General features: G+C 70.5%; 18 protein-coding genes. 10 read left to right on the plus strand and 8 right to left on the minus strand.

What is annotated here, in order from left to right; all coding sequences use genetic code 11:
- Window positions 1–123: 123 nt before the first annotated feature.
- Genes ACWPN8_RS29645 through ACWPN8_RS29675 form a run of 7 tightly spaced genes read left to right on the plus strand, consistent with a single transcriptional unit; the run spans window position 124 to window position 8,087 of the window.
- Window positions 124–1,785 carry an FAD-binding protein gene (locus ACWPN8_RS29645; protein ID WP_492243360.1) on the plus strand — a complete coding sequence of 554 codons (1,662 nt, stop codon included), beginning with the start codon at window positions 124–126 and terminating at the stop codon, window positions 1,783–1,785.
- Window positions 1,782–2,162 carry a 4Fe-4S dicluster domain-containing protein gene (locus ACWPN8_RS29650; RefSeq protein WP_492243361.1) on the plus strand — a complete coding sequence of 127 codons (381 nt, stop codon included), beginning with the start codon at window positions 1,782–1,784 and terminating at the stop codon, window positions 2,160–2,162. The genes ACWPN8_RS29645 and ACWPN8_RS29650 overlap by 4 nt, the downstream gene beginning before the upstream one ends.
- Window positions 2,159–3,205 (plus strand): ABC transporter substrate-binding protein, encoded by a 1,047-nt coding sequence (locus ACWPN8_RS29655; protein WP_492243362.1) that lies wholly within the window; start codon window positions 2,159–2,161, stop codon window positions 3,203–3,205. Before ACWPN8_RS29650 ends, ACWPN8_RS29655 begins: the two co-directional genes overlap by 4 nt.
- On the plus strand, window positions 3,202–4,023 hold the full coding sequence (locus ACWPN8_RS29660) for an ABC transporter ATP-binding protein (RefSeq protein WP_492243363.1): 822 nt from the start codon (window positions 3,202–3,204) through the stop codon (window positions 4,021–4,023). Before ACWPN8_RS29655 ends, ACWPN8_RS29660 begins: the two co-directional genes overlap by 4 nt.
- Window positions 4,020–4,913: an ABC transporter permease gene (locus ACWPN8_RS29665; RefSeq protein ID WP_492243364.1), complete on the plus strand. Its 894-nt coding sequence runs from the start codon at window positions 4,020–4,022 to the stop codon at window positions 4,911–4,913. The genes ACWPN8_RS29660 and ACWPN8_RS29665 overlap by 4 nt, the downstream gene beginning before the upstream one ends.
- Window positions 4,914–4,923: 10 nt before the next feature.
- Window positions 4,924–6,603, plus strand: a complete 1,680-nt coding sequence (locus ACWPN8_RS29670; RefSeq protein ID WP_492243365.1) for an amidohydrolase — start codon at window positions 4,924–4,926, stop codon at window positions 6,601–6,603.
- 2 nt (window positions 6,604–6,605) lie between these two features.
- The gene (locus tag ACWPN8_RS29675) at window positions 6,606–8,087 is read left to right on the plus strand and encodes an FAD/NAD(P)-binding protein (protein WP_492243366.1); all 1,482 of its coding nucleotides are present in this window, start codon (window positions 6,606–6,608) and stop codon (window positions 8,085–8,087) included.
- Between the two features lie 9 nt (window positions 8,088–8,096).
- Here ACWPN8_RS29675 and ACWPN8_RS29680 read toward each other — a convergent pair whose 3' ends face one another.
- From ACWPN8_RS29680 to ACWPN8_RS29715, 8 genes are all read right to left on the minus strand, one after another.
- Complete coding sequence (locus ACWPN8_RS29680; RefSeq protein ID WP_492243367.1) at window positions 8,097–10,409, minus strand: molybdopterin-dependent oxidoreductase; 2,313 nt, start codon at window positions 10,407–10,409, stop codon at window positions 8,097–8,099.
- Window positions 10,409–11,446 (minus strand): NrtA/SsuA/CpmA family ABC transporter substrate-binding protein, encoded by a 1,038-nt coding sequence (locus tag ACWPN8_RS29685; protein WP_492243368.1) that lies wholly within the window; start codon window positions 11,444–11,446, stop codon window positions 10,409–10,411. The genes ACWPN8_RS29680 and ACWPN8_RS29685 overlap by 1 nt, the downstream gene beginning before the upstream one ends.
- Before the next feature lie 57 nt (window positions 11,447–11,503).
- Window positions 11,504–12,214, minus strand: a complete 711-nt coding sequence (locus tag ACWPN8_RS29690) for an ABC transporter ATP-binding protein (RefSeq protein ID WP_492243369.1) — start codon at window positions 12,212–12,214, stop codon at window positions 11,504–11,506.
- Window positions 12,211–13,086, minus strand: coding sequence for an ABC transporter permease subunit (locus ACWPN8_RS29695; protein WP_492243370.1), 876 nt, complete (start codon window positions 13,084–13,086; stop codon window positions 12,211–12,213). The genes ACWPN8_RS29690 and ACWPN8_RS29695 overlap by 4 nt, the downstream gene beginning before the upstream one ends.
- Before the next feature lie 229 nt (window positions 13,087–13,315).
- Complete coding sequence (locus ACWPN8_RS29700) at window positions 13,316–14,635, minus strand: LLM class flavin-dependent oxidoreductase (protein ID WP_492243371.1); 1,320 nt, start codon at window positions 14,633–14,635, stop codon at window positions 13,316–13,318.
- 53 nt (window positions 14,636–14,688) lie between these two features.
- Window positions 14,689–15,729, minus strand: coding sequence for an ABC transporter substrate-binding protein (locus ACWPN8_RS29705; RefSeq protein ID WP_492243372.1), 1,041 nt, complete (start codon window positions 15,727–15,729; stop codon window positions 14,689–14,691).
- Between the two features lie 36 nt (window positions 15,730–15,765).
- Window positions 15,766–16,113 (minus strand): 4Fe-4S binding protein, encoded by a 348-nt coding sequence (locus ACWPN8_RS29710; RefSeq protein ID WP_492243373.1) that lies wholly within the window; start codon window positions 16,111–16,113, stop codon window positions 15,766–15,768.
- The gene (locus ACWPN8_RS29715; RefSeq protein ID WP_492243374.1) at window positions 16,110–17,789 is read right to left on the minus strand and encodes an FAD-binding protein; all 1,680 of its coding nucleotides are present in this window, start codon (window positions 17,787–17,789) and stop codon (window positions 16,110–16,112) included. The genes ACWPN8_RS29710 and ACWPN8_RS29715 overlap by 4 nt, the downstream gene beginning before the upstream one ends.
- A gap of 294 nt (window positions 17,790–18,083) precedes the next feature.
- On the opposite strand from ACWPN8_RS29715, the gene ACWPN8_RS29720 reads away from it, so the two are divergent.
- From ACWPN8_RS29720 to ACWPN8_RS29730, 3 genes are all read left to right on the plus strand, one after another.
- A complete protein-coding gene (locus ACWPN8_RS29720; RefSeq protein WP_492243375.1) occupies window positions 18,084–18,377 on the plus strand; it encodes a co-chaperone GroES in 294 nt (97 codons plus the stop codon).
- A gap of 75 nt (window positions 18,378–18,452) precedes the next feature.
- Entirely contained in the window at window positions 18,453–20,084 is a 1,632-nt protein-coding gene (gene groL / locus ACWPN8_RS29725; RefSeq protein WP_492243376.1) for a chaperonin GroEL, read from the plus strand.
- A gap of 173 nt (window positions 20,085–20,257) precedes the next feature.
- Complete coding sequence (locus ACWPN8_RS29730) at window positions 20,258–21,445, plus strand: ABC transporter substrate-binding protein (RefSeq protein ID WP_492243377.1); 1,188 nt, start codon at window positions 20,258–20,260, stop codon at window positions 21,443–21,445.
- The last annotated feature ends 29 nt before the right edge of the window (window positions 21,446–21,474 follow it).

Below are 21,474 nucleotides of genomic sequence, written 5' to 3' on the forward strand. Positions count from 1 at the left end.
TATCTCTACTGTGTAAGTATGATTTTAGAAAGAAAGAGCGATCCAAAGCGGTAATAGAAAGCTGTTCCGGAATCGCCGCTTCGCTCAATCCACATGATCGACAGTCCCGGAGGGTTCTTTCCGATGGCCACCGTGCCCGGCGCTCCTGTCAGTTCATCCGCCGCATCCCTCGACCTTGAGACCGACGTCCTGATACTGGGGGGCGGTCCCGCCGGTACCTGGGCCGCCATCGCCGCTGCAACCGGCGGTGCCCGCACCATTCTGGCCGACAAGGGCTTCTGCGGCACGTCCGGCGCCACCGCGGCGTCGGGGACCACGCTGTGGTATGTCGATCCCGATCCGGCCAAGCGCGCGGCGGCCAAGGCATCGCGCGAAGGGCTGGGCGGCCATCTGGCCGACCATGGCTGGATGGACCGGGTGCTCGACCGCACCTATGCGGCGGTCGGCCAGCTCGCCGACTGGGGCTATCCCTTTCCACGCGATGCGGACGGGCGTGAGCGCCGCGTGTCGGTGCAGGGGCCGGAATATATGCGGCTGATGCGCCGCCGGGTGAAACAGGCGGGCGTGACGATCCTCGACCATTGCCCGGCGCTGGAGCTGCTGGTCGACGACGGCGGCGCCGTGGCCGGTGCCGCCGGCGTGCAGCGGCAGAAGGGTGGGCGCTGGACCGTGCGGGCGAAGGCGGTGGTCATCGCCACCGGCGGCTGCGCCTTCCTCAGCAAGGCGCTGGGCTGCAACGTGCTGACCGGCGACGGCCTGCTGATGGCGGCGGAAGCCGGGGCCGACCTGTCGGGGATGGAGTTCTCCAACGCCTACGCCATCGCCCCGGCCTTCGGCTCGGTGACCAAGACGCTGCTCTACCAGTGGGCCAGCTTCACCCGTGCCGACGGCGAGCCCATTCCGGGGGCGGCCTCCAAGGGCGGCCGGTCCGTCATCGCGCGGGTGCTGGCGACCGAGCCGGTCTATGCCCGGCTCGACCGGGCAGAACCGGAGCTGTGGGCGGCGATGCGCCAGGCCCAGCCGAACTTCTTCCTGCCCTTCGACCGCGCCGGCATCGACCCCTTCACCCAGCGCTTCCCGGTGACCCTGCGGCTGGAGGGCACGGTGCGCGGCACCGGCGGCCTGCGGCTGGTGGACGGGACCTGCGCCACCGCCGTCCCCGGACTGTTCGCCGCCGGCGATGCCGCGACGCGCGAACCGATCTGCGGCGGCTTCACCGGCGGCGGCAGCCACAACGCCGCCTGGGCGATGTCGAGCGGTCATTGGGCAGGGCTCGGGGCGGCCGATCATGCCCGTGCTTTGGGAAATGGAACCCGCACCCTGCGCCGGGCCGGCGGCGCCGGATTGCAGGACAGGCTGCGGGGCGGACATGGCGGGGTGATCGATGCCGGAGGTTTGACCCGTGCCGTCCAGGCCGAGGTGTTCCCCTACGACATCAACTATTTCCGCACGGAGGAGGGGCTGGCCGGCGCTCTCAGCCGGCTGGACCGGCTGTGGACCGATGCCGCCGGGACGATGCCGGCCTCCGCCGACAGCGTCCTGCGCGTGCGGGAGGCGGCGGCGATGCTGGCAACCGCCCGCTGGATGTACCGCTCGGCGCTGGCCCGCACGGAATCGCGCGGCATGCATCGCCGCATCGACCATGCGGCCCTCGATCCGGCCCAGCGCCATCTGCTGACGGTCGGCGGCCTGGACGAGGTGCATGTCTCGACTCGCCCGGCGCCGGTTCGCCTGGATCCGGTTCGCCTGGATCCGACCGAGGCCGGCCGGGAGTTGGCGGCATGATCGAGCTGATCAGCCCGGCCCGCTGCACCGGCTGCAACATCTGCGTCTCCGTCTGCCCGATGGACGTTTTCCAGCCGGCCGGCAGCGGCCGGGCCGACGGGGCCGCCCCCGTCATCGCCCGGCAGTCCGATTGCCAGACCTGCTTCCTGTGCGAAGCCCATTGCCCGGACGACGCCCTCTATGTCGCTCCCGATGCCGAAACGGTGACGGGGATCGCCGAGGACGCGGTTGCCGCCGCCGGCCTGTTCGGCAGCTACCGCCGCGCCATCGGCTGGACTGCCGCCCATCGCGAGAACCGTTCCGCCGACCAGAACCTTCCGGCTGCTGGCGCCGCATTGAGCGCCCGGCCGCATCCGACAGGAGCCTTTCGATCATGACCGTGTTCGACCCCTCCGGCATCCGCCTGAACCGCCGCCGCCTGCTGGCCGGTGCGGCCGTCACCGCCGGTATGCTGGCCGCCGGGCCGCTGTGGACCGGCCGCGCGCAGGCCGCCGCGGCCAAGGCGACGCTGGCCTATGGCAGCACCGGCTACACCTGGGCGGTGCCCTTCGTCGCCGAGGCCGCCGGCACCTGGGCCGAGGCCGGCTTCGATCTGAACACCATGGAGTTCGAGAGCGGGCGCGATTCGATGCAGGCGCTGCTCGCCGGCTCGGCCGACTTCTCCGCCTCGACCGACACGCCGGTGGTGTTCGCGGTGCTTCAGGGGCTGCGGCCGCTGATCCTGGTGAATTACAGCCGCTATTCGCGCGACATGAAGATCGTCGTCCGCAAGGACGGCGGCATCGATCCGGCGAAGCCGGCCAGCCTGAAGGGGCGCAGGATCGCCACCCGCGTCGGCACCTCCGGGCAATATATGCTGGCGAAATATCTGGAATTCGCCGGGCTGGCGCCGGGCGACGTCGAGGTGGTCGACCTCACCCCGAACAACATGACCTCCGCCCTGGTGCGCGGCGACATCGACGGCTTCGCCTGGAGCAGCCAGTCCGCCGCGGTGGCCGAGCGCCAGTCCGGCGGCAAGACCTCGGTGATGACGCAGGACGGGCTGGAGAAATTCTTCCAGAGCCATCAGCTGCTGCTGACCACCGAGAAGGTGGTGAAGGAGAAGCCCGAGCTGGTGGCCGGCGCCATCCGGGCGCTCCAGGGGGCGGAACGCCGCATCCTGGCTGACGGCGGCTGGGCCGACCTGATCTCGCGCCGCATCCACACGCCGCCGAAGGAGATTCTGGAGGCGACCTCCGAGTTCACCTTCAAGATCGCCTTCGACGACCGTTTCGTCGACGATCTGGTGGCGGAGGCGGAATGGGCCATCGCCGCCGGCCTCGCCAAGCGTCCGGCGGGCGACCTGCGGGCCCTGTTCCGCGGCCTGATCGTCGATAGCCCGCTGAAGGCGGTCGCACCCGACCGGGTCACCCTGTCATGAGCGGGGTCACGAGCGGGGGCACGGGCGGGCCGCTGATCGATTTCGACCGCGTGTCGCAGATCTATGCGGCGCGCGACGGCTCGCCGGTCTGGGCGCTCAGCGAGGTGTCGCTGCGGGTGGAGGCCGGCGAGTTCGTCTGCCTGATCGGTCCGTCCGGCTGCGGCAAGTCCACGCTGATCCATCTGCTGGCCGGCTTCCTCAAGCCGACGTCCGGCGCCGTGCGCTTCCGTGGCCGGCCGCTGGACGGGCCGGGGCCGGACCGCGGCGTGGTCTTTCAGGAATACGCGCTGTTCGCCTGGATGACCGCGCGCCAGAACGTCGAGTTCGGCCTGCGCATGCAGCGGGTCTCCGCCCCCGTCCGGCGCCGCCGGGCGCTGGAAGCGCTCGACCGGGTCGGGCTGCGCCATGCCGCCGACCGCTACCCGCACGAGCTGTCGGGCGGCATGCGCCAGCGCGTCGCCGTCGCCCGCGCCCTGGTGGTGGAGCCGGAGGTGGTGCTGATGGACGAGCCCTTCGCCGCCGTCGACGCCATGACCCGCACCACCTTGCAGGAAGACCTGCTGCGGCTGTGGCGGGAGACCGGGGTGTCGGTGCTGTTCGTCACCCACAACATCGACGAGGCGGTGTTCCTCGCCCAGCGCGTGGTGGTGATGGGAGCCGGGCCGGGGGTGATCCGCGAGGATCTGGCGGTCGATCTGCCCTATCCGCGCGACCGCGGATCGGCGGAGTTCGGCCGGGAATATGCCCGCATCGCCGCGGCGCTGGCCCGCGGCAGCCAGAATGCCGACCGGCCCGATGGTGAACGGAGGGCGGCGTGACGGCAACGACGGATGACACGGCCGGCAACGGCTTCTCCACCCCCCGGCACCCGGCGGCGGAGGCGCCGTCCGACAGGGACGCCTTCGCCGAGGAGTTCCGCCGCGCCCATCGCCGCGGCCTGCGGCGGGCGGCCTGGCTGCGCGCCCTGCTGAACGTGGCGGGCATCCTGCTGTTCCTGGCGGTCTGGGAGGCGGTGCCGCGGCTGGGAACCTGGGTCAATCCGGTGCTGCTGCCGCCGCCGTCGGCGGTGTTCGACAGCTTCGTTCCGATGCTGCTGTCCGGCGAGATCCCGGCCAACATCTTGGCCAGCCTGCGCCGGGCGGCGCTGGGCTTCGCCATCGCGACGGCGACCGGCGTGACGGCCGGGCTGCTGACCGCGCGCATCGGCCTGCTGCACCATGTCAGCGAGCCGATCCTGCACGGTTTCCGCTCCGTCCCCTCCATCGCGCTGGTGCCGCTGTCGGTCCTGTGGTTCGGCATCGGCGAAGGCTCGAAGGTGGCGCTGGTCGCCTGGGGCAGCTTCTTCCCGATCTGGATCACCACCTTCATCGGCGTGCGCGACGTGCCGGCCGCCTATCTGCGCTCCGCCGCCTGCCTGGGTGCCGGGCGGCTGGCGACTCTGCTTCTGGTCGTGCTGCCGGCGGCCTTGCCGATGATCCTGGCGGGCTTGCGCCAGGGCATCGCCGTCTCGCTGATCCTGCTGGTCGCCGCCGAGCTGTCCGGCGCGCGGGAGGGGGTGGCCTACATGATGTCCACCGGCCACCAGATGTTCCGGGTCGACATCATGCTGATCGGGCTGGTGCTGCTCGGCACCTTCGGCTTCATCGCCGACCGCCTGTTCGTGGCGCTGATCCGCCGCCTGTTCCCCTGGTACACCACCGCCTCGTGAGGATCGCCGGATGAGCGGACCGAGTTCTTCCCCCACCCTGATCCTGCGCAACGCCAACATCCTCACCTTCGATCCGGCCCGGCCGCGCGCCAGCACGGTGGCGCTGGCCGGCGACCGCATCCTCGCGGTCGGCGGGGAGGAGGTGGCCGCACTCGCCACCGCCGTCACCGAGGCGATCGACCTGGGTGGCGCGACGCTGATCCCCGGCTTCAACGACGCCCACGCCCATATGGAGCGCGAGGGGCTGAAGCGCCTGCGCCCTTCGCTGGCCGGCGCCCGCAGCGTCGGCGACATCCTGGAGCGGGTGCGGGCGCTGGCGGCGGAGACGCCGCCCGGCCAGTGGATCGTCACCATGCCGATCGGGACGCCGCCCTTCTTCTTCGACGGTGCGGTGACGCTGGCCGAGGGGAGGCCGCCGGACCGGCACGAGCTGGACCGCGCGGCACCGGACCATCCCGTCTACATCCCCGGCCTGTTCGGCAATTGGGGCAAGCCGCCGGGTCACAGCGCGCTGAACAGCCGGGCGCTGGCGCTGAACGGCATCACCGCGGCCAGCGTGCCGAGCTGCGGCGGCGTGGAGATCCTGAAGGATGCCGACGGCGAGCCGACCGGCGTGATCGTCGAGCACAACAGCCGACCGACCGTCGAGTTCGACCTGCTGCCGGCGGTTCCCCGCTTCGGCTTCGCCGAACGGCTGGAGGGCGTCCGGCTGTCCCAGCGGCTCTACAACGCCCAGGGCACCACCAGCATCTATGAGGGGCACGGTTCCGCGCCGCAGACCATCTCGGTCTACCGCCGCCTGTGGGAACTGGGGGAGCTGACGGTGCGGGTCGGGCTGGTGGTCAGCCCGAGCTGGGCCGACATCGCCGAGGCGCGCCGCGCCATGCGCGACTGGCTGGCCCATGCGCGCGGCGCCGGGCTGGGCGATCCCTGGCTGCGGCTGTCGGGCGTCCACATCGCCTATGGCGGCGACCCGGCGGTCGCCTGCTGCGCCCGCGACAATCTGCCGGACACCGGCTGGTCGGGCTTCGTCGAGCAGGCGCTGACCCCGGCCGACTTCCGCGAGGCCTGCTTCCTGGCCGCCGAGCACGATCTGCGCCTGCACACCATCGTCAGCGACAGGCTGCACGAGGTGGTGCCGGTGCTGGAAGCGGTCAACGAACGTCATCCGCTGTCCGGCCGCCGCTGGGTGATCGAGCATATCGGCCGCGCCCGGCTGTCCGATCTGGAGGCGCTGAAGCGGCTGGACGTGCTGGTGACGACGATCCCGACCTATTTCCTGTGGAAGGGCGGAGCCGCCTATCTGGACGAGCCCGATGGCGGCGATCTGGTGGTGCCGCACGCCCATCTGCTGCGGCTGGGCATCCCGACCGCCATCGCCACCGACAACATCCCGCACGACCCGTTCTTCACCCTGTGGTCGGTCTGCAACCGGCTGGAACGGACCAGCGGCCGGGTCATCGGACCCGACCAGCGGCTGGATGCCGAAACGGCGCTGCGGCTGTTCACCGTGGCCGGCGCCGCCCTGACCTTCGACGAGGGATGGAAAGGGCCGCTGCGTCCCGGCTTCGCCGCCGACCTCGCGGTGCTGTCGGAGGATCCCACCGTCATCGACCCGGACCGGTTGCGCGACCTGCGCTGCCGCCTGACGCTGGTCGGCGGACGGATCGTCCATCGCGAGGGGCTGTGACCGTGCCGCGGCCGTTGCGGGTCGTCATCGTCGGTGCCGGTGTGTCGGGCAGCGGCGTTGCGGCCGGGCTGGTGCGCGCCGGTGCCGCCGGCGGCTTTTCCGCCGAGGTGGAGCTTGTGGATCCACGGCCGTCGCCCGGGGCCGGGCTGACTTATGCCGCGGGCGGCGACCCGCGCCACCGGGTGAATGTTCCCTCCATCCGCATGGCGGCCGTGGCCGGCAGAACGGCGGCGGAGGGCGGGGAGGAGGATTTCCATAGCTGGTGCCTGGAGAGCGGCGTGCTGGAGGCCGATCCGGCCGGCTGGGCCGACGGGCTGCATTATCCGGCGCGGTCGGTGTTCGGGCGTTATCTCGACGAGAGGCTGCGCGCGCTGTTCGCCGCGGCCGGGCCGGTGCGGGTGACCCACCGGCGCGACCGTGCCGTCGCCGCCCGCCGGCTGGTATCGCCGCAGGGAACCGGGTTCGTCGTGGAGCTTGCCGGCGGCAGGGTGCTGGAGGCCGATGCGCTGGTACTGTGCACCGGAAACCCGGGGCCCGAACTGCCGGGTGTGCTGGCCGGGCTGACCGGGCACCGGCGGGTCGTCGCCGATCCATGGGCGCCGGGCGCGCTCGATCCCATCGGCCGGACCGACCGGGTGCTGATCGTCGGCACCGGACTGACCATGGGGGATGCGGTGTCGACGCTGCTCGGTCGCGGCCATCGCGGACCGCTGACCGCGCTGTCCCGCCACGGGCTGGTGCCGCGGCCCCGCCCTGCCGGGCATGCCGACTCCTGGACCGACTTCACCGCCGATCCGCCTGCCGGGATCCGGGACCTGCTGTGCCGGGTGCGTGCGGCGGTCGCTGACGCCGGCCGGCAGGGGCGGCCCTGGACCGATGTGCTCGAAAGCCTGCGTCTCCAGAACGGTGCCCTGTGGGCGGCCCTTTCCATCGACGAGCGGCGGCGCTTCCAGCGCCATCTGCGGCCCTGGTGGGACGCCCACCGCTTCCAGTCCGCCCCGCAGGTCGCCCGGCTGGTGACGTCCGCGCGGGCGGACGGGCGTCTTGCGGTCCTGGCCGGCCGGCTGGTCGCGGCGAGTGCCGACGGCGAACCGTCAGGCGGCGGCGATGGAGCTGGCGGTCATGGCAGCGACGGTCATGGCGGTGGCGGCCTGTGGATCGTCCACCGGCCGCGCGGCGGCGAAACGCTGGTCGGACGCACTTACGATGCGCTGGTGAACTGCACCGGCGCCGGCCATGGCGTCTCGTTCAGGCGCAATCCGGTGCTGGCCGCCCTTGCCGGCCAGGGGTTGATCCGGCCCGATCCGCTCGGCATGGGGGTGGAGGTGGACAAGCGGCACCGGGCGCTGGACGCCGATGGCCGCCCGGTGTCCACCCTGTTCGTCGTCGGGCCGCCGACCCGCGGCAGCCTGGGCGAGGTGGTCGGCGCCTCCGAGATCGTCCCGCATGCGCTGGCGGTGGCGGAGGCTCTGGCGTCGTCGTGAGGCTGCATCTCACGGCCTGCCGACGAAGTGCCCGACGAAGCGCGGCGGCTGGAAGGCGCGGATCGGCGGCAGCGGGCCGGTGAAGCGCTCGACCTCCACCAGGGCGCTCTGGGCCGAACAGCCCTGTGCAAGGGCCGAGGTGCCGGTGTCGGGCGTCACCATGTTGGGATTGCCGTGGGCGTCGAGGCTGCCGTCGGTATCGGGATCGACCGGATCGTACCAGGCGCCGGTGGCGATCTGCAGCACGCCGGGCCGGATGCCGTCGGTCAGCACCGCACCGGCCAGGAAGGCGCCGCGCCGGTTGAACACCCGCACCACGTCGCCGTCGCCGATGCCGCGCGCCGCCGCGTCGCCGGGATGGATGCGGATCGGCTCGCGTCCGGCGATCTTGCTCTCGCGGCTGACCGCGCCATGGTCGTACTGGCTGTGCAGGCGGGTCGCCGGCTGGCAGGACAGCAGATGCAGCGGGCCGTCGTCGCCGGCCAGTCCAGGATGCTTCACCGGGTCGCGCCACACCGGATGGCCGGGGCAGTCGGGCAGGCCGAAACCGGCGATGGAGGCGGAACCGATCTCGATCCGGCCCGACGGGGTGGGCAGCGGCGATCCGTCCGGATCGGCGCGGAAGGCTTGCAGCAGGACCTTCTCCGGCTCGACCAGGGGGATCTCGGCTAGCCCGGCCGCCAGGAAGCTGCGGAAATCCGGCAGCGGCACCGGGGCGTTGAAGCGGCATTCCTCATAGAGCCGTTCCAGCCATTCCTCCGTCGTCAGCCCGCCGGTGAACTCGGCCTCGACCCCCAGCCGGCGGGCGAGCCCGGCGAGGATAGCATGGTCGTCGCGCGCCTCGCCGACCGGATCGAGGGCGCGGGCCATCCACACCAGGAAGCGGTCGCCGGTGGCGCCGCCGATGTCGTCGCGCTCCAGCGCCGTGGTCGCCGGCAGCACTATATCGGCGAATTTCGCCTGGGCGGTCCAGAAGGGATCCTGGACGATGATTGTCTCCGGCCGCCGCCATGCCCGGACCAGCCGGTTGATGTCCTGATGGTGGTGGAAGACGTTGCCGCCGGCCCAATGGACCAGCCGGATGTCGGGATAGCGCCGTGTTTGCCCATTGTAGCGGTAGGAGGCGCCGGGGTTCAGCAGCATGTCGGCGATGCGGGCGACCGGGATGGCGGTGTCCACCGGGTTGCGCCCCTGCGGCAGCCGCGGCCCGGTCACCCGGCGCCGGCCCGACCCCATGGTGTTCATCACCGAATAGCCGACCCCCAGCCCGCCGCCGGGCGTGCCGATCTGACCCAGCATCGCCGCCAGCGTCACCCCCATCCAGAAAGGCTGTTCGCCATGCACCGCCCGTTGCAGCGACCAGGCGAGGTTCATCATGGTCCGGCTGCCGGCCATGCGGCGGGCCAGCGTCGCGATGGTTTCAGCCGGCACGCCGGCGATGGCGGCGGCCCAGCCGGCGTCCTTGGCGACGCCATCGGCTTCACCGGTCAGATAGCGGCGGAACTTCTCATAGCCGACGGTGCAGCGGGCGAGGAAATCGCCGTCCGCCAGACTGTCCCTCACCAGCGTGTGGGCGAGGCCCAGCATGAAGGCGGTGTCGGTGCCGGGCTGGATGGCGATCCACTCCGCCCCCGGCACGTCGTCGAGGTCGTGGCGCACCGGGCTGACATTGACGAAGCGCACGCCGGCCGCCGCCAACCGGTCCAACGCCGGCTTGACCAGATGGTCGCTGGCCCCGCCCGATCCGACCTGCGCGTTGCGGGCCGGCAGGCCGCCGAAGGCGACGAACAGCTCGCAATGCTTTTCCAGGCTGGTCCAGGCGGTGTGGGACAGCATCAGGTCGTCCATCGACGCCAGGATGCGCGGCATCAGCACCCGCCCGGCGCCCAGGCTGTAGGTGTCGCTGTGCGCCGTGTAGCCGCCGATACAGTTGAGGAAGCGGTGCAACTGGCTCTGGGCATGGTGGAAGCGGCCGGCGCTGGCCCAGCCATAGGAGCCGCCGAAGATGGCGGCATTGCCATGGTCCCGCCGCACCCGGTCCAGCTCGCGCGCGGCGAGGTCGAGCGCCTCGTCCCACGACAGTTCCACGAAGGGTTCGCGTCCGCGCCCGTCACGCGATGCCGGACCGTGGCGCAGGAAGCCTTCGCGCACCGCCGGGCGGCGGATGCGGGCGGGGGCGTCGATGCCGTCCACCACCGACCGGCCGATGGCCGACGGCGCCTCGTCCCACGGGGCCGGGTCCAGCGCGGTCAGCCTGCCGTCCGCCACCCGCGGCCGGTAGACGCCCCAATGTGTCGCGGTGAAGTTGCCCCCGCCGCTCATCACAGCGCCGCCAGATGGTCGGCGACCCTGACCGGCTCCGGCAGGATGCGGCGGGCGACCAGCCAGTCGGCCGCCTTCTGGAGATCGCCGACGAAGGCGGTGTCGCTGACCGGATAGAGGCGGTACTGCCGCTTCAGCGCGATGTAGCCGTCGCGGATCTCGTCGCGATAACCGGCCTTGGCCTGGACGATGGTCTCCGCCTCCACCGTGTTGGCTGACGCCCAGGCCGCTTCGGCGGTGAAGGCCGCGTTCAGGGCGCGGATCAGGTCCGGGTTCTCCTGCGCGAAGCGGCGGCGGGTCAGGTAGCTGGTGAAATCGATCTGGAAATCGAGGTCGCGCTCCTCCTGGAAGATGTCATGCGCCTTGTATTCCAGCCGGGCGATGTCGACGCCGGGGCTCCACATCGACCAGGCGTCCACCTTGCCCGATGCCAGCGCCGGGGCGGCGTCGGGTGGGTTGAGATAGACGAAATTGACCTTCGAGCGGTCGACGCCGTGCTTCTCCAGCGCCGCCACCAGCAGGAACTCGCCGAGGCCGGACCGGTTGACCGCGACCGACTTGCCGACCAGATCGGCCACCCTGTCGATGCCGGAGCCGTCCTTGGCGATGATCGCGGTGGTGCGCGGGGTGTAGTTCAGGAACAGGCTGAAGACCAGCGGCGAGCCGGCGATGATGGCCGCCAGCGCCGGGGTGGTGCTGCCGCCGAAGCTGAAATCGGCGGTGCCGCCGGTCACCGCCTGCAAGGTCGGCGCATGGTTGGGAAAGGGGCCGATCCATTCGACCTTGATGCCGTCCTTCGCCAGCGTCTTCTCCAGCTCTCCCCGCTCCTTGGCTATGAAGGCCAGACCGGAGAAGCCCCAGGTTAGCCGGATGGTATCGGTGTTGCGACCGGCCGTGGTCTGGCTGGCGGCATCGGCAGCCGGGAAAGTTCCCGCCAGCGGATCGAAGCCCGCGGCGAGGCCGGCGGCCCCGGCGCCGATCAGCGAGCGGGCGAGGAAGGCGCGGCGGGTGGTGGTGGAGCGGAACGGATCGGTCATCGGAAAGCTCGTTCGGTCGGGCAATAGGTTGGGCGGATATGGCAAGACGGGGATCGGTCAGGCGGCGGCGCTTCCCTGCACGCCCAGCTCCGCCAGCAGCAGCGCGCGGAAGCGCTGGGGATCGGCGGCGGTCTCCGGCAGATGTTCGGCGGCGATGGCGCCGTCCCGCATCACCAGGATGCGGTCGGCCAGCCGGATCGCCTCCTCCACGTCATGGGTCACCAGCAGGACGCCCGGCCGGTGGCGGGCCACCAGTTCCTTGACCAGCCCGTGCATGCGGATGCGGGTCAGCGCGTCGAGCGCCGCGAAGGGCTCGTCCAGCAGCAGAAGTTCCGGCTCCTGCACCAGCGCCCTCGCCAGCGCCACGCGCTGGGCCTGACCGCCGGACAGGGTGCGTGGCCAGTCGTCCAGCCGGTTGCCGAGCCCGACCTCGGTCAGCGCCGCTGCCGCGGCCTCGCGCGCGCCGTGCTCCGGCAGGCCGAGCGAGACGTTGCGCCACAGGCTGTCCCAGGGCAACAGGCGCGGCTCCTGGAACACCACCGCCGGCTTGCCGGGAGCGTCGATGCGTCCGCCCTGGATCGGGTCAAGCCCGGCCAGCGCCCGCAGCAGCGTGGTCTTGCCGCAGCCGCTCTCGCCCAGCAGGGCGACGAACTCGCCGCGCTCGATGCGCAAATCCAGCGCGTCGATCACCACGCGGCGGCCATAGGCCCGGCGCAGGCCGGTGACGGTGACGGCAGGCTCGGCGTTCGGGACGTGAAGAGCGCTCATCGGGCGGCTCCGTAATTGGGATGCCAGGCCAGCAGGCGGCGCTCCAGCAGCCGGGCCAGACTGTCGGCCAGCACGCCGATCAGGGCGTAGATGACGATGGTCAGCACGATCACGTCGGTGCGCAGGAACTCGCGCGCGTCCATGGCGAGGAAGCCCAGCCCGGCCTGCGCGCCGATGGTCTCCGCCACCACCAGCGCCAGCCATGCCGTCGCCAGCGCATAGCGGACGCCGGTGAGGATGGAGGGCAGGGCGCCCGGCAGGACGATCCGGCGGATCAGCAGGGCGGTGGACAGGCCGCGCACCCGGCCCAGTTCCAGCAGCTTGGGATCGACCTGCCGGATGCCGAGCGTGGTGTTGATGTAGACCGGGAAGGCGACGCCGAGCGAGACCAGGAAGATCTTCTGCCCTTCGCCGACGCCGAACCAGACGATCACCAGCGGCAGCAGCGCCAGGAAGGGGATGGCGCGGATCATCTGCACGCTGCGGTCGACCAGCGCCTCGGCCAGCCGCGAGAAACCGACCAGCGTGCCGAGCACGAAGCCGATGCCGCCGCCGATGGCGAAGCCGGCCGCCGCCCGCAGCAGGCTGGTACCGAGGTCGCGCAGCAACGTGCCGTGCAGCGCCAGCTTCCACGCGGTCGCCACCACCTTGCTGGGCGCCGGCAGCACCTGCGGCTCGATCCAGCCGTTGCGGGCCAGCCCCTCCCACACCGCGAGCAGCAGAAGCGGCGCGATCCAGGACAGGGCGACATGGGCTCTCGTTCCGATGCGGTGCTGTCCGTCGGAGATCGGGCGGCGCACCCGCTTCGCGGCGGCCGGTGCTTGCGGCGTGGCGGTGCGGCGGACGCCGAAACTGCTGTCGAGGCTGCTCATGCGGGGTCTCCACGGCTGGGCAGAACGGCTTGTCGATGGATGGGGGGCGGTGTGGCGCCGGGCGCGGCGGCCGATGGCATGGGCGGGCAAAAGGGATGGCGGCGCGCCGGACATGCGGAGCAATAACCCCGACCTCCACTTAGCTTGGTTTAATCTACTAAATCAGTCAACAAATAAAATAATAATCACAAAATCAGATAGTATATTTATACCTCACTCCGCGGCAGCGTCACGCATAACGTGACGCCGGCCGGTCCAGCCCGAGATGGTCGCGCAGCGTGGCCCCGCTGTACTCGCGCCGGAACAGGCCGCGCCGCTGCAATTCGGGCACCACCTGCGTCAGGAAGCCATCGACGCCGCCCGGCAGATAGGTCGGCATCAGGACGAAGCCGTCGGCCGCCTGTTCCGTGACCCATCGTTCCAGCGTGTCGGCAACCGTCTTCGGCGATCCGGCGGCGACGGCGAAGGACAGGCTCTCGACATAGGCGGCGCCGACCTCGGCGACGGTGGCGCCGCGCTCCAGCGCGTCGGCGATCACCCGCTGGAAGCGCCCGCGGCTGCCGGTGATGACGTCGCGCAGGTCGGGGAAGGGGCCGTCCAGCGGATGGCGCGACAGGTCGTAATTCATGCTGCCGGACATGAAGGTCAGGCCGGCCACCGGGTCGATCAGGTCGCGCAGCTCGGCGCGGATGTCTTCGGCCTCGGCATCGCTGCGCCCGACGATCGGCATGATACCGGGCAGCACCTTGACGCTGCCGGGCGACCGCCCGTTGGCGGCGACCTGGGCCTTGAAGGCGGCGTAGGCCCGCTTGGCGCCGTCCAAATCGGGCTGCACGGTGAAGACCAGATCGGCCTGCCGGGTGGCGATGTCCTGGAAGGTGCCGGACACGCCGGCCTGGATGACGACGGGATGGCCCTGCGGGGGCCGCTCGACGTTCAGCGGACCGCGGACGCGGAAATGGCGGCCCTCATGGTCGATGTAATGGACGCGGCGGTCGTCGGCGAAGCGGCCGGACTCCTTGTCCGGCCGGATCGCGTCCTCCTCCCAGCTGTCCCACAGCTTGCGCACCACGTCGATGAACTCGTCGGCGCGCTCATAGCGGCTGGCATGGTCGAGATGGGCGGCGCGTCCAAAGTTGCGCGCCTCGCTGTCGCTGACCGAGGTGACGGCGTTCCACGCCGCCCGTCCGCCGCTGAGATGGTCGATGGTCGCGACCATGCGGGCGACGTGATAGGGCTCGGCATAGCTGGTCGACACCGTGGCGCCCAGACCGATCCGGCTAGTGGCGCCGGCCAGGGCCGCGATCAGCGTCAGAGGCTCGGGCCGCGCGTTGGGCCGGCGGGCGACGGTGGCCGCCACCCCGCCGCCATAGAGGTCGTCGAGGCCGAGCTTGTCGGCGACGAACAGCATGTCGAGCCTGGCGGTTTCTGCCTTCAGCGCCAGCTCGCGGTAGAAGCCGAGGTCGAACGGGCGCACGGTGCCGGCGTCGGGGTGACGCCAGCCGCCGGCGTGCATCCCGGCCTCGGTGCAGAACAGAGCCAGATGCATCGTGGTCTCAATCGGTTTGAAAAGGGTCTGAACGGGAAGGGCAGCCGCGGGGGTCAGCCGGCGCGGGCCGATTGCGCCAGCAGGCCGGCGTCAAGGGCGAAGCTGCGGTCGGCATGGGCCGCCGCGGTGAAGGGCTTCTGGATCACGCCGATGCCGGTGTAGAAGTCGGCGGTGGTCTGCAGGTCGGCGACGATGCCGTCATCCACCGCCACCGGGCGGAACCGTTCCAGGTTGAAGGCGGCGACGGCGATCTCCGGCGTCACCTTCACCAGATCGCCCCAGATGCGGGCATACTGCTCGACATTGTCGAGCGCCCAGATGCGGGCGGCGGCGACGCGGGCGACATAGTCCTGCAACAGCGCGCGCTTCTGCGCGATGGCGACATCGGTGGCGCTGATGAAGGCGTTGTTGTTCAGCAGGCCGCGGCCATCGACCAGAACCCTGCCGGTGCCGGCCACCACCTCCTGCGCGACATAGAGCGTCCAGATCGCCCAGGCGTCCACCGTGCCGCTGGAAAACGCCGATTTCGCTTCGGTCGGTTGCAGGAAGGCGAGCGTGACGTCACTCACCGACAGGCCGTTCGCCTTCAGCGCGGCGACCACCAGATAATGGCCGATTGAGCCGCGCACCGCAGTGATCGTCCGCCCCTTCAAGTCGGCAACCGTTCGGATGGGCGAGTCCTTGCGCACCAGAAGGCCAATGCAGCCGGGATCGGAGCGGGCGGCGGAGATGATCTTGGCCGGCAGCCCGTTGGACAGGGCGAAGGCATGGGCGGCGTCGCCGGCAAATCCGGCATCGATGGCGCCGGCATTCAGCGCCTCCAGCACCGGCGCCGCGGCTGGGAAATCGGCGAACTCCAGCGTGTAGGGGATGTCCTTCAACTGGCCGGACGCCTCCAGCAGCGAGCGGATGGTGGACCGCTGGTCGCCGACCTTGAGGCTGGTGCCGGCGGCGTTGGTGGCAGTGGTGGCGAAGGCCGGGCGGGACAGCAGCGGGGCTGCCAGGGCGGGAGCCAGCAGTCCGGCGGCGGCGGCTTTGCCGGCTCCGCTCAGCAGGCGGCGGCGCGACAGGGTGGGCGGACGGTGCTCGGTCATCTTTGAAAATCCAGTTCGGGGAAGGCAGCGGCGGAATCAGGACAGGGCGCGGGCGCGGGCGAAGATCTGGTCCATCCGCCAATGTTCGTTGGCATAGCGCGGGTCGCCGGCCCATTCGTCCCAGCCGGAGTCGCGGCGGTAGCTGCCGCGCTGGCCGGAGCGCTCGACCTCTTCGGCGCTGACCGCGGCCGGCGTCTCGCAGTCGGGATCGACATAGAGCGCGTCGGGCTGGCAGTAGAGTTCGCACAGGAAGCAGGTCTGGCAGTCCTGTTGCCGGGCGATCACCGGCGCCCCGCCGCGGACGGCGTCGAAGACGTTGGTCGGGCAGACGCGGACGCAGACCTGGCATCCGGTGCAGCGTTCGGCGATGACGAGGCTGATCATGCGGCACCTGCCTGGGGTGTGGCGGGATTGTCGAACGGCTGGGGGGCCGGGCCCTCGAAGCGGGACCACAGCCGGTCCAGCCCGCCGACGGTCAGGCGCCGGGCTAGAGCCGGGTGGCTGGCCGGGGCATCGACGCGCAGATGCATTCCGCGGCTTTCCGGCCGGACGAGCGCGGCGCGGGTGCACCAGCGGGCGACGGCGGTCAGGGCGGCGCTCTCGCGCGCCTGCACCGTTTCCCCCGCCGTGGCCGCCCCTTCGCCGTCCAGATGGTCGCGCAGGTCGCTCCACACCCCGTCCAGCCGCGACAGCGAGCGGGCCAGCGCCGGGCCGCGGCGGAAGATGGTCTTGTCGTAGGGCAGCATCTCGGCCTGGATGGCGGCAGTGATGGCGCGCGGATCGACCGCCGCGGCATGGCGCGCCGGGCGCAGTCCGGCCTGTCCCAGCGGACGGGCGGGGGTGTCGGTGCGCCGGCCCTGGCGGGCCGCCCGCGCCGCGGCGGCGCGTCCGGCGATCACGCCCGACGACAGCGCCCAGGCGGCCAGGATGGCGCCGCCGCCCGACACCGCCCCCGCCACCGGCTCGCGCGTCGCGGCATCGCCGACGACGAACAGCCCGTCGGCGGCGGTGCCGCAGTCGTCATCCGCCAGCCGGATGCCGCCGGATCCGCGGATGGTGCCCTCCGGCGGCAGCAGGACGGGAAAGCGCCGGGTGAAGGGATCGATGCCGCCACCACTGCGGTCGAAGGGCAGCATCATGTTGGGCTGCACCCGGCGCAGCCGCTCGCGGATGTCCGCCGGCATGCGGTGCAGGCTGCACAGCACCGGCCCCTCCAGCATGGCGCGGGCCAGCGTCCGGGTGGTGTCGCCGGGCGGCACGGCGATCTCCCGCCCCTCCGCGTCGTAATAGGTGGCAAAGGCGAAGGACATCGACCGGGTCATGGTCGAATGGGCCGGCGCCACCGTGTGGTAGGTGGAGAACTCCATGCCGGAGAAATCCACACCGGCCTCCGCCGCCATCAAATGGCCGTCGCCGGTGTTGGTGTGGCTACCGAGAAGCCGCGACTTGAAGGCGCAGCCGCCGGTCGCCAGGATCACCGCCCCGGCCCGCACGGTCCAGGCTTCGCCCCGCTGCCGGCGCAGGCCGCGTGCGCCGACGATGCCGCCGCCGGACTCGGCCAGCAGCTCCAGCGCCGGACTCTGGTCGAGGATGCGAACGCCGAGCCTGTGGATCTTTCGGCGCATCGCCCGCAGATATTCCGGCCCGCGCAGGCCGCGATACTGCACCGTTCCGGTTTCGTCGGTGGAGAAGTCGTAGACATCGGCGATGGTCGGCAGGGTGGTCCAGGTGATGTCGAGGATTCGCTCCATCCAGGCCGGGTCGGCGATGCCGCCGGCAATTGCCATGCGCTGGCGGATCGCCTCGGCCCGCGCCTCTGGATCGGGAGGCACCCACCAGTGGCCGGGGCCCGAGGTGGCGGCGACGCCGCTGGCGCCGCAATAGCCCTTGTCGGCCAGCACCACCCTGGCACCGGCCTGCGCCGCCGCCAGCGCCGCCCAGGTTCCCGACAAGCCGCCGCCGATCACCAGCACGTCGGCGGCGATGGCCGGCAACTCCGCGATGGGCACGGCCGGCAACCCAGCGGTCGGCGGAGCGGTCGATATCCGGGTGTTCGGCATTTCTGTGAAACTCCGCCGCTTCGATGCATCTGTGTGTTGTTTCTTACAATACCGCGGCGGCATCCCGTCAATTTTGGAATGCTCATGATTTCGTTGAGTTTTTCAAATGAGTCGGATGCCGAACGCCCTGGCGGGATCAATAATAACAAAAGAAAAACGTATAATAAAAACATAAATCACTATCTTTACAGTAGGAATAAACAGTGATTAAGCTCTGTCCCTACGGTGAATGCGGGGCGCCGCACATGACCCCCAGAGAGGCCCGAACGGGGCCCGAACCAGGAGACACCAGGCATGTCGTTCCGTCCGTTGCACGACCGCGTCGTCGTCCGCCGTGTGGCGCAGGAGGAAAAGTCGAAGGGCGGGATCATCATCCCCGACACCGCCAAGGAGAAGCCGCAGGAGGCAGAGGTGATCGCCGTCGGTCCCGGCGTGCGCGACGACCAGGGCCGCATCCACCCGCTCGACGTGAAAATCGGCGACCGCGTGGTCTTCGGCAAATGGTCGGGCACCGAGATCAAGGTGCAGGGCGAGGATCTGCTGGTCATCAAGGAATCCGACATCGTCGGCGTGGTCGAGCCCGCCTGAGGCCCCGCCTGAGGCAGAACCGTCCGTTTCCGCTGGAACCCACCCAAAAAAGACTTCGATAAAAAGGACATCGCCATGGCCGCCAAGGACGTCAAATTCTCCGCCGATGCCCGCGACCGCATCCTGCGCGGCGTCGATACCCTCGCCAATGCCGTGAAGGTCACGCTGGGCCCGAAGGGCCGCAACGTCGTGATCGAGAAATCCTTCGGCGCCCCCCGCATCACCAAGGACGGCGTGTCGGTCGCCAAGGAGATCGAACTGGCCGACCGCTTCGAGAATCTCGGCGCACAGCTGGTGCGCGAGGTGGCGTCGAAGACCGCCGATCTGGCCGGCGACGGCACCACCACCGCCACCGTGCTGGCCCAGGCCATCGTCCGCGAGGGCGCCAAGGCGGTGGCCGCCGGGCTGAACCCGCTGGATCTCAAGCGCGGCATCGACCGCGCCGTCGCCGCGGTGATCGCCGACGTGAAGGAACGCGCCAAGACCATCTCCACCAACGACGAGGTGGCGCAGGTCGGCACCATCTCCGCCAACGGCGAGCGCGCCATCGGCGCCATCATCGCCGAGGCGGTGGCCAAGGTCGGCAACGACGGCGTCATCACGGTGGAGGAGGCCAAGAGCCTGGAGACCGAGTTGAACGTCGTCGAAGGGTTGCAGTTCGACCGCGGCTATCTCTCGCCCTACTTCGTCACCAACGCCGAGAAACTGGTCGTCGATTTCGACAACCCCTACATCCTGATCCACGACAAGAAGCTGTCCAGCCTGCAGCCGCTGCTGCCGGTGCTGGAGGCGGTGGTGCAGTCGTCCCGCCCGCTGCTGATCGTCGCCGAGGATGTCGAGGGCGAGGCGCTGGCGACGCTGGTGGTCAACAAGCTGCGCGGCGGTCTGAAGATCGCCGCGGTGAAGGCGCCGGGCTTCGGCGACCGCCGCAAGGCGATCCTGGAGGACATCGCCATTCTCACCAACGGCCAGGTGATCAGCGAGGACATCGGCCTCAAGCTTGAGACCGTTTCGCTGGCCGATCTCGGCACCGCCAAGCGGGTGGTGATCGCCAAGGAGGAAACCACGGTGATCGACGGCGCCGGCGGCCGCGAGGCTATCGACGCCCGCATCGCTCGAATCCGCGCCCAGATCGAGGAAACCACCTCGGACTACGACCGCGAGAAGTTGCAGGAGCGGCTGGCCAAGCTGTCGGGCGGCGTCGCGGTGATCCGCGTCGGCGGCTCGACCGAGGTCGAGGTGAAGGAGCGCAAGGACCGTGTGGACGACGCCGTCCACGCCACCCGCGCCGCCATCGCCGAGGGCATCGTGCCCGGCGGCGGCGTCACCCTGCTCTACGCCATCCGCGCCATCGATGCGGTGGTGCCGGTCAACGACGACGAGCGCGTCGGCATCGACATCGTGCGGCGGGCGCTCCAGGCGCCGGTGCGTCAGATCGCCGAGAATGCCGGGGCCGATGGCTCCGTCATCGTCGGCAAGCTGCTGGAGGGGGGCGACACCGCCTTCGGCTACGACGCGCAGACCGGCGAGTTCACCGACCTGCTGAAGGCCGGCATCATCGATCCGGCAAAGGTCGTGCGCATCGCTTTGCAGGACGCGGCGTCGGTCGCCGGCCTGCTGATCACCACCGAGGCGCTGATCGTCGAGCGCCCGGAACCGAAGTCCCCGGCTGCACCGGCCGGGGCCGGCGGCGGTTACGATTTCTGATCGCGACCGTCCGGGTGCCGGCGGGCGCTGCGACCATTGTCCTTCCGGCGCAGCACCCCGCTGGTGTCCCGTCCTCCCGTGCCTGAAGCCGCCGCCCGTCAGCGGGTCCACGCCCCGGTTCCGGGCGGCGGCCTTTTTTGAATTCGTTCCGAAAGCCTTTTGGAGACGATGCCATGCCCCAGCCCGCGCTTTCCCGACGTTCCGTGCTGTTCCACACCCTGGCCGGGACCATGGCGCTCGCCTGCATCGCGGTGTCCGCCGGGCCGGCAACTGCGGCGGCGGCGGCGGGCGAGCCGCTGTGGTTCGGGGTCAGCGGGCCGCTGACCGGTCCCAGCGCCCAGTATGGCGCGCAGTGGAAGAAGGGCTTCGACCTGGCGCTCGACCAGATCAACGCTGCTGGCGGGGTGAAGGGCCGTCCGTTGCGCTACGTGTTCGAGGACAGCCAGAACGATCCGCGCCAGTCCATCGCCATCGCCCAGAAATTCGTCTCCGATCCGAAGATCCTGATCGAGCTTGGCGACTTCTCCAGCCCGGCGTCGATGGCGGCTTCGCCGATCTACCAGCGGGCCGGGCTGGTGCAGTTCGGCTTCACCAACTCCCACCCCGATTTCACCAAGGGCGGCGACTTCATCTGGAGCAATTCCATCAGCCAGGCGGAGGAGCAGCCGAACGTCGCCGACTTCGCGGTCACCTCGCTGAAGCTGAAGCGGCTGGCGGTGCTGCACCTCAACACCGACTGGGGCCGCACCAGCAAGGATATCTTCGTCAAGGCGGCGAAGGAGCGCGGGGCGGAGGTCGTCGCCACCGAAGGCTATCTGCCCGACGAGAAGGACTTCCGCTCCACCCTGGTGCGGGTGCGCGAGGCCAATCCCGACGGCATCGTCCTGATCTCCTACTATGCTGACGGGGCGGCCATCGCCCGGCAGCTGAAGCCGGTCGGTCTCAACCAGCCGGTGGTCGCCGTCGGCTCGGTCTATTCCCCGAAATTCCTGGAATTGGGCGGAGAGGCGGTCAACGGCGTCCACACCCGCGCCAACTTCTTTCCGGCGGAACCTCGTCCGGAGGTGCAGGGCTTCGTCGCCGCCTACCGTGCGAAGTACCAGGAGGAGCCGGACGCTTTTTCCGCTTACGCCTATGACGCGGTGCTGGTGGCGCAGCGGGTGATTGAGGCCGGCGGCACCGACCGTACCGCGATCCGCGACGCCTTCCCCCGCGTGAAGGACATCCCCAGCGTCATCTTCGGCAAAGCGACTTTCGATCCCGAGACGCGCCGCGTGTCCGGCGTGCGCAACGTCAAGCTGGTGGTCAAGGACGGCGCCTTCGCCCTGTGGGACGGCAGCATCCCCGCCGCCACCAACTGATCCGAATTTTGCAGTTTGAAAGCGATTCC

It is taken from the genome of Azospirillum sp. UENF 112521 (assembly GCF_058780665.1).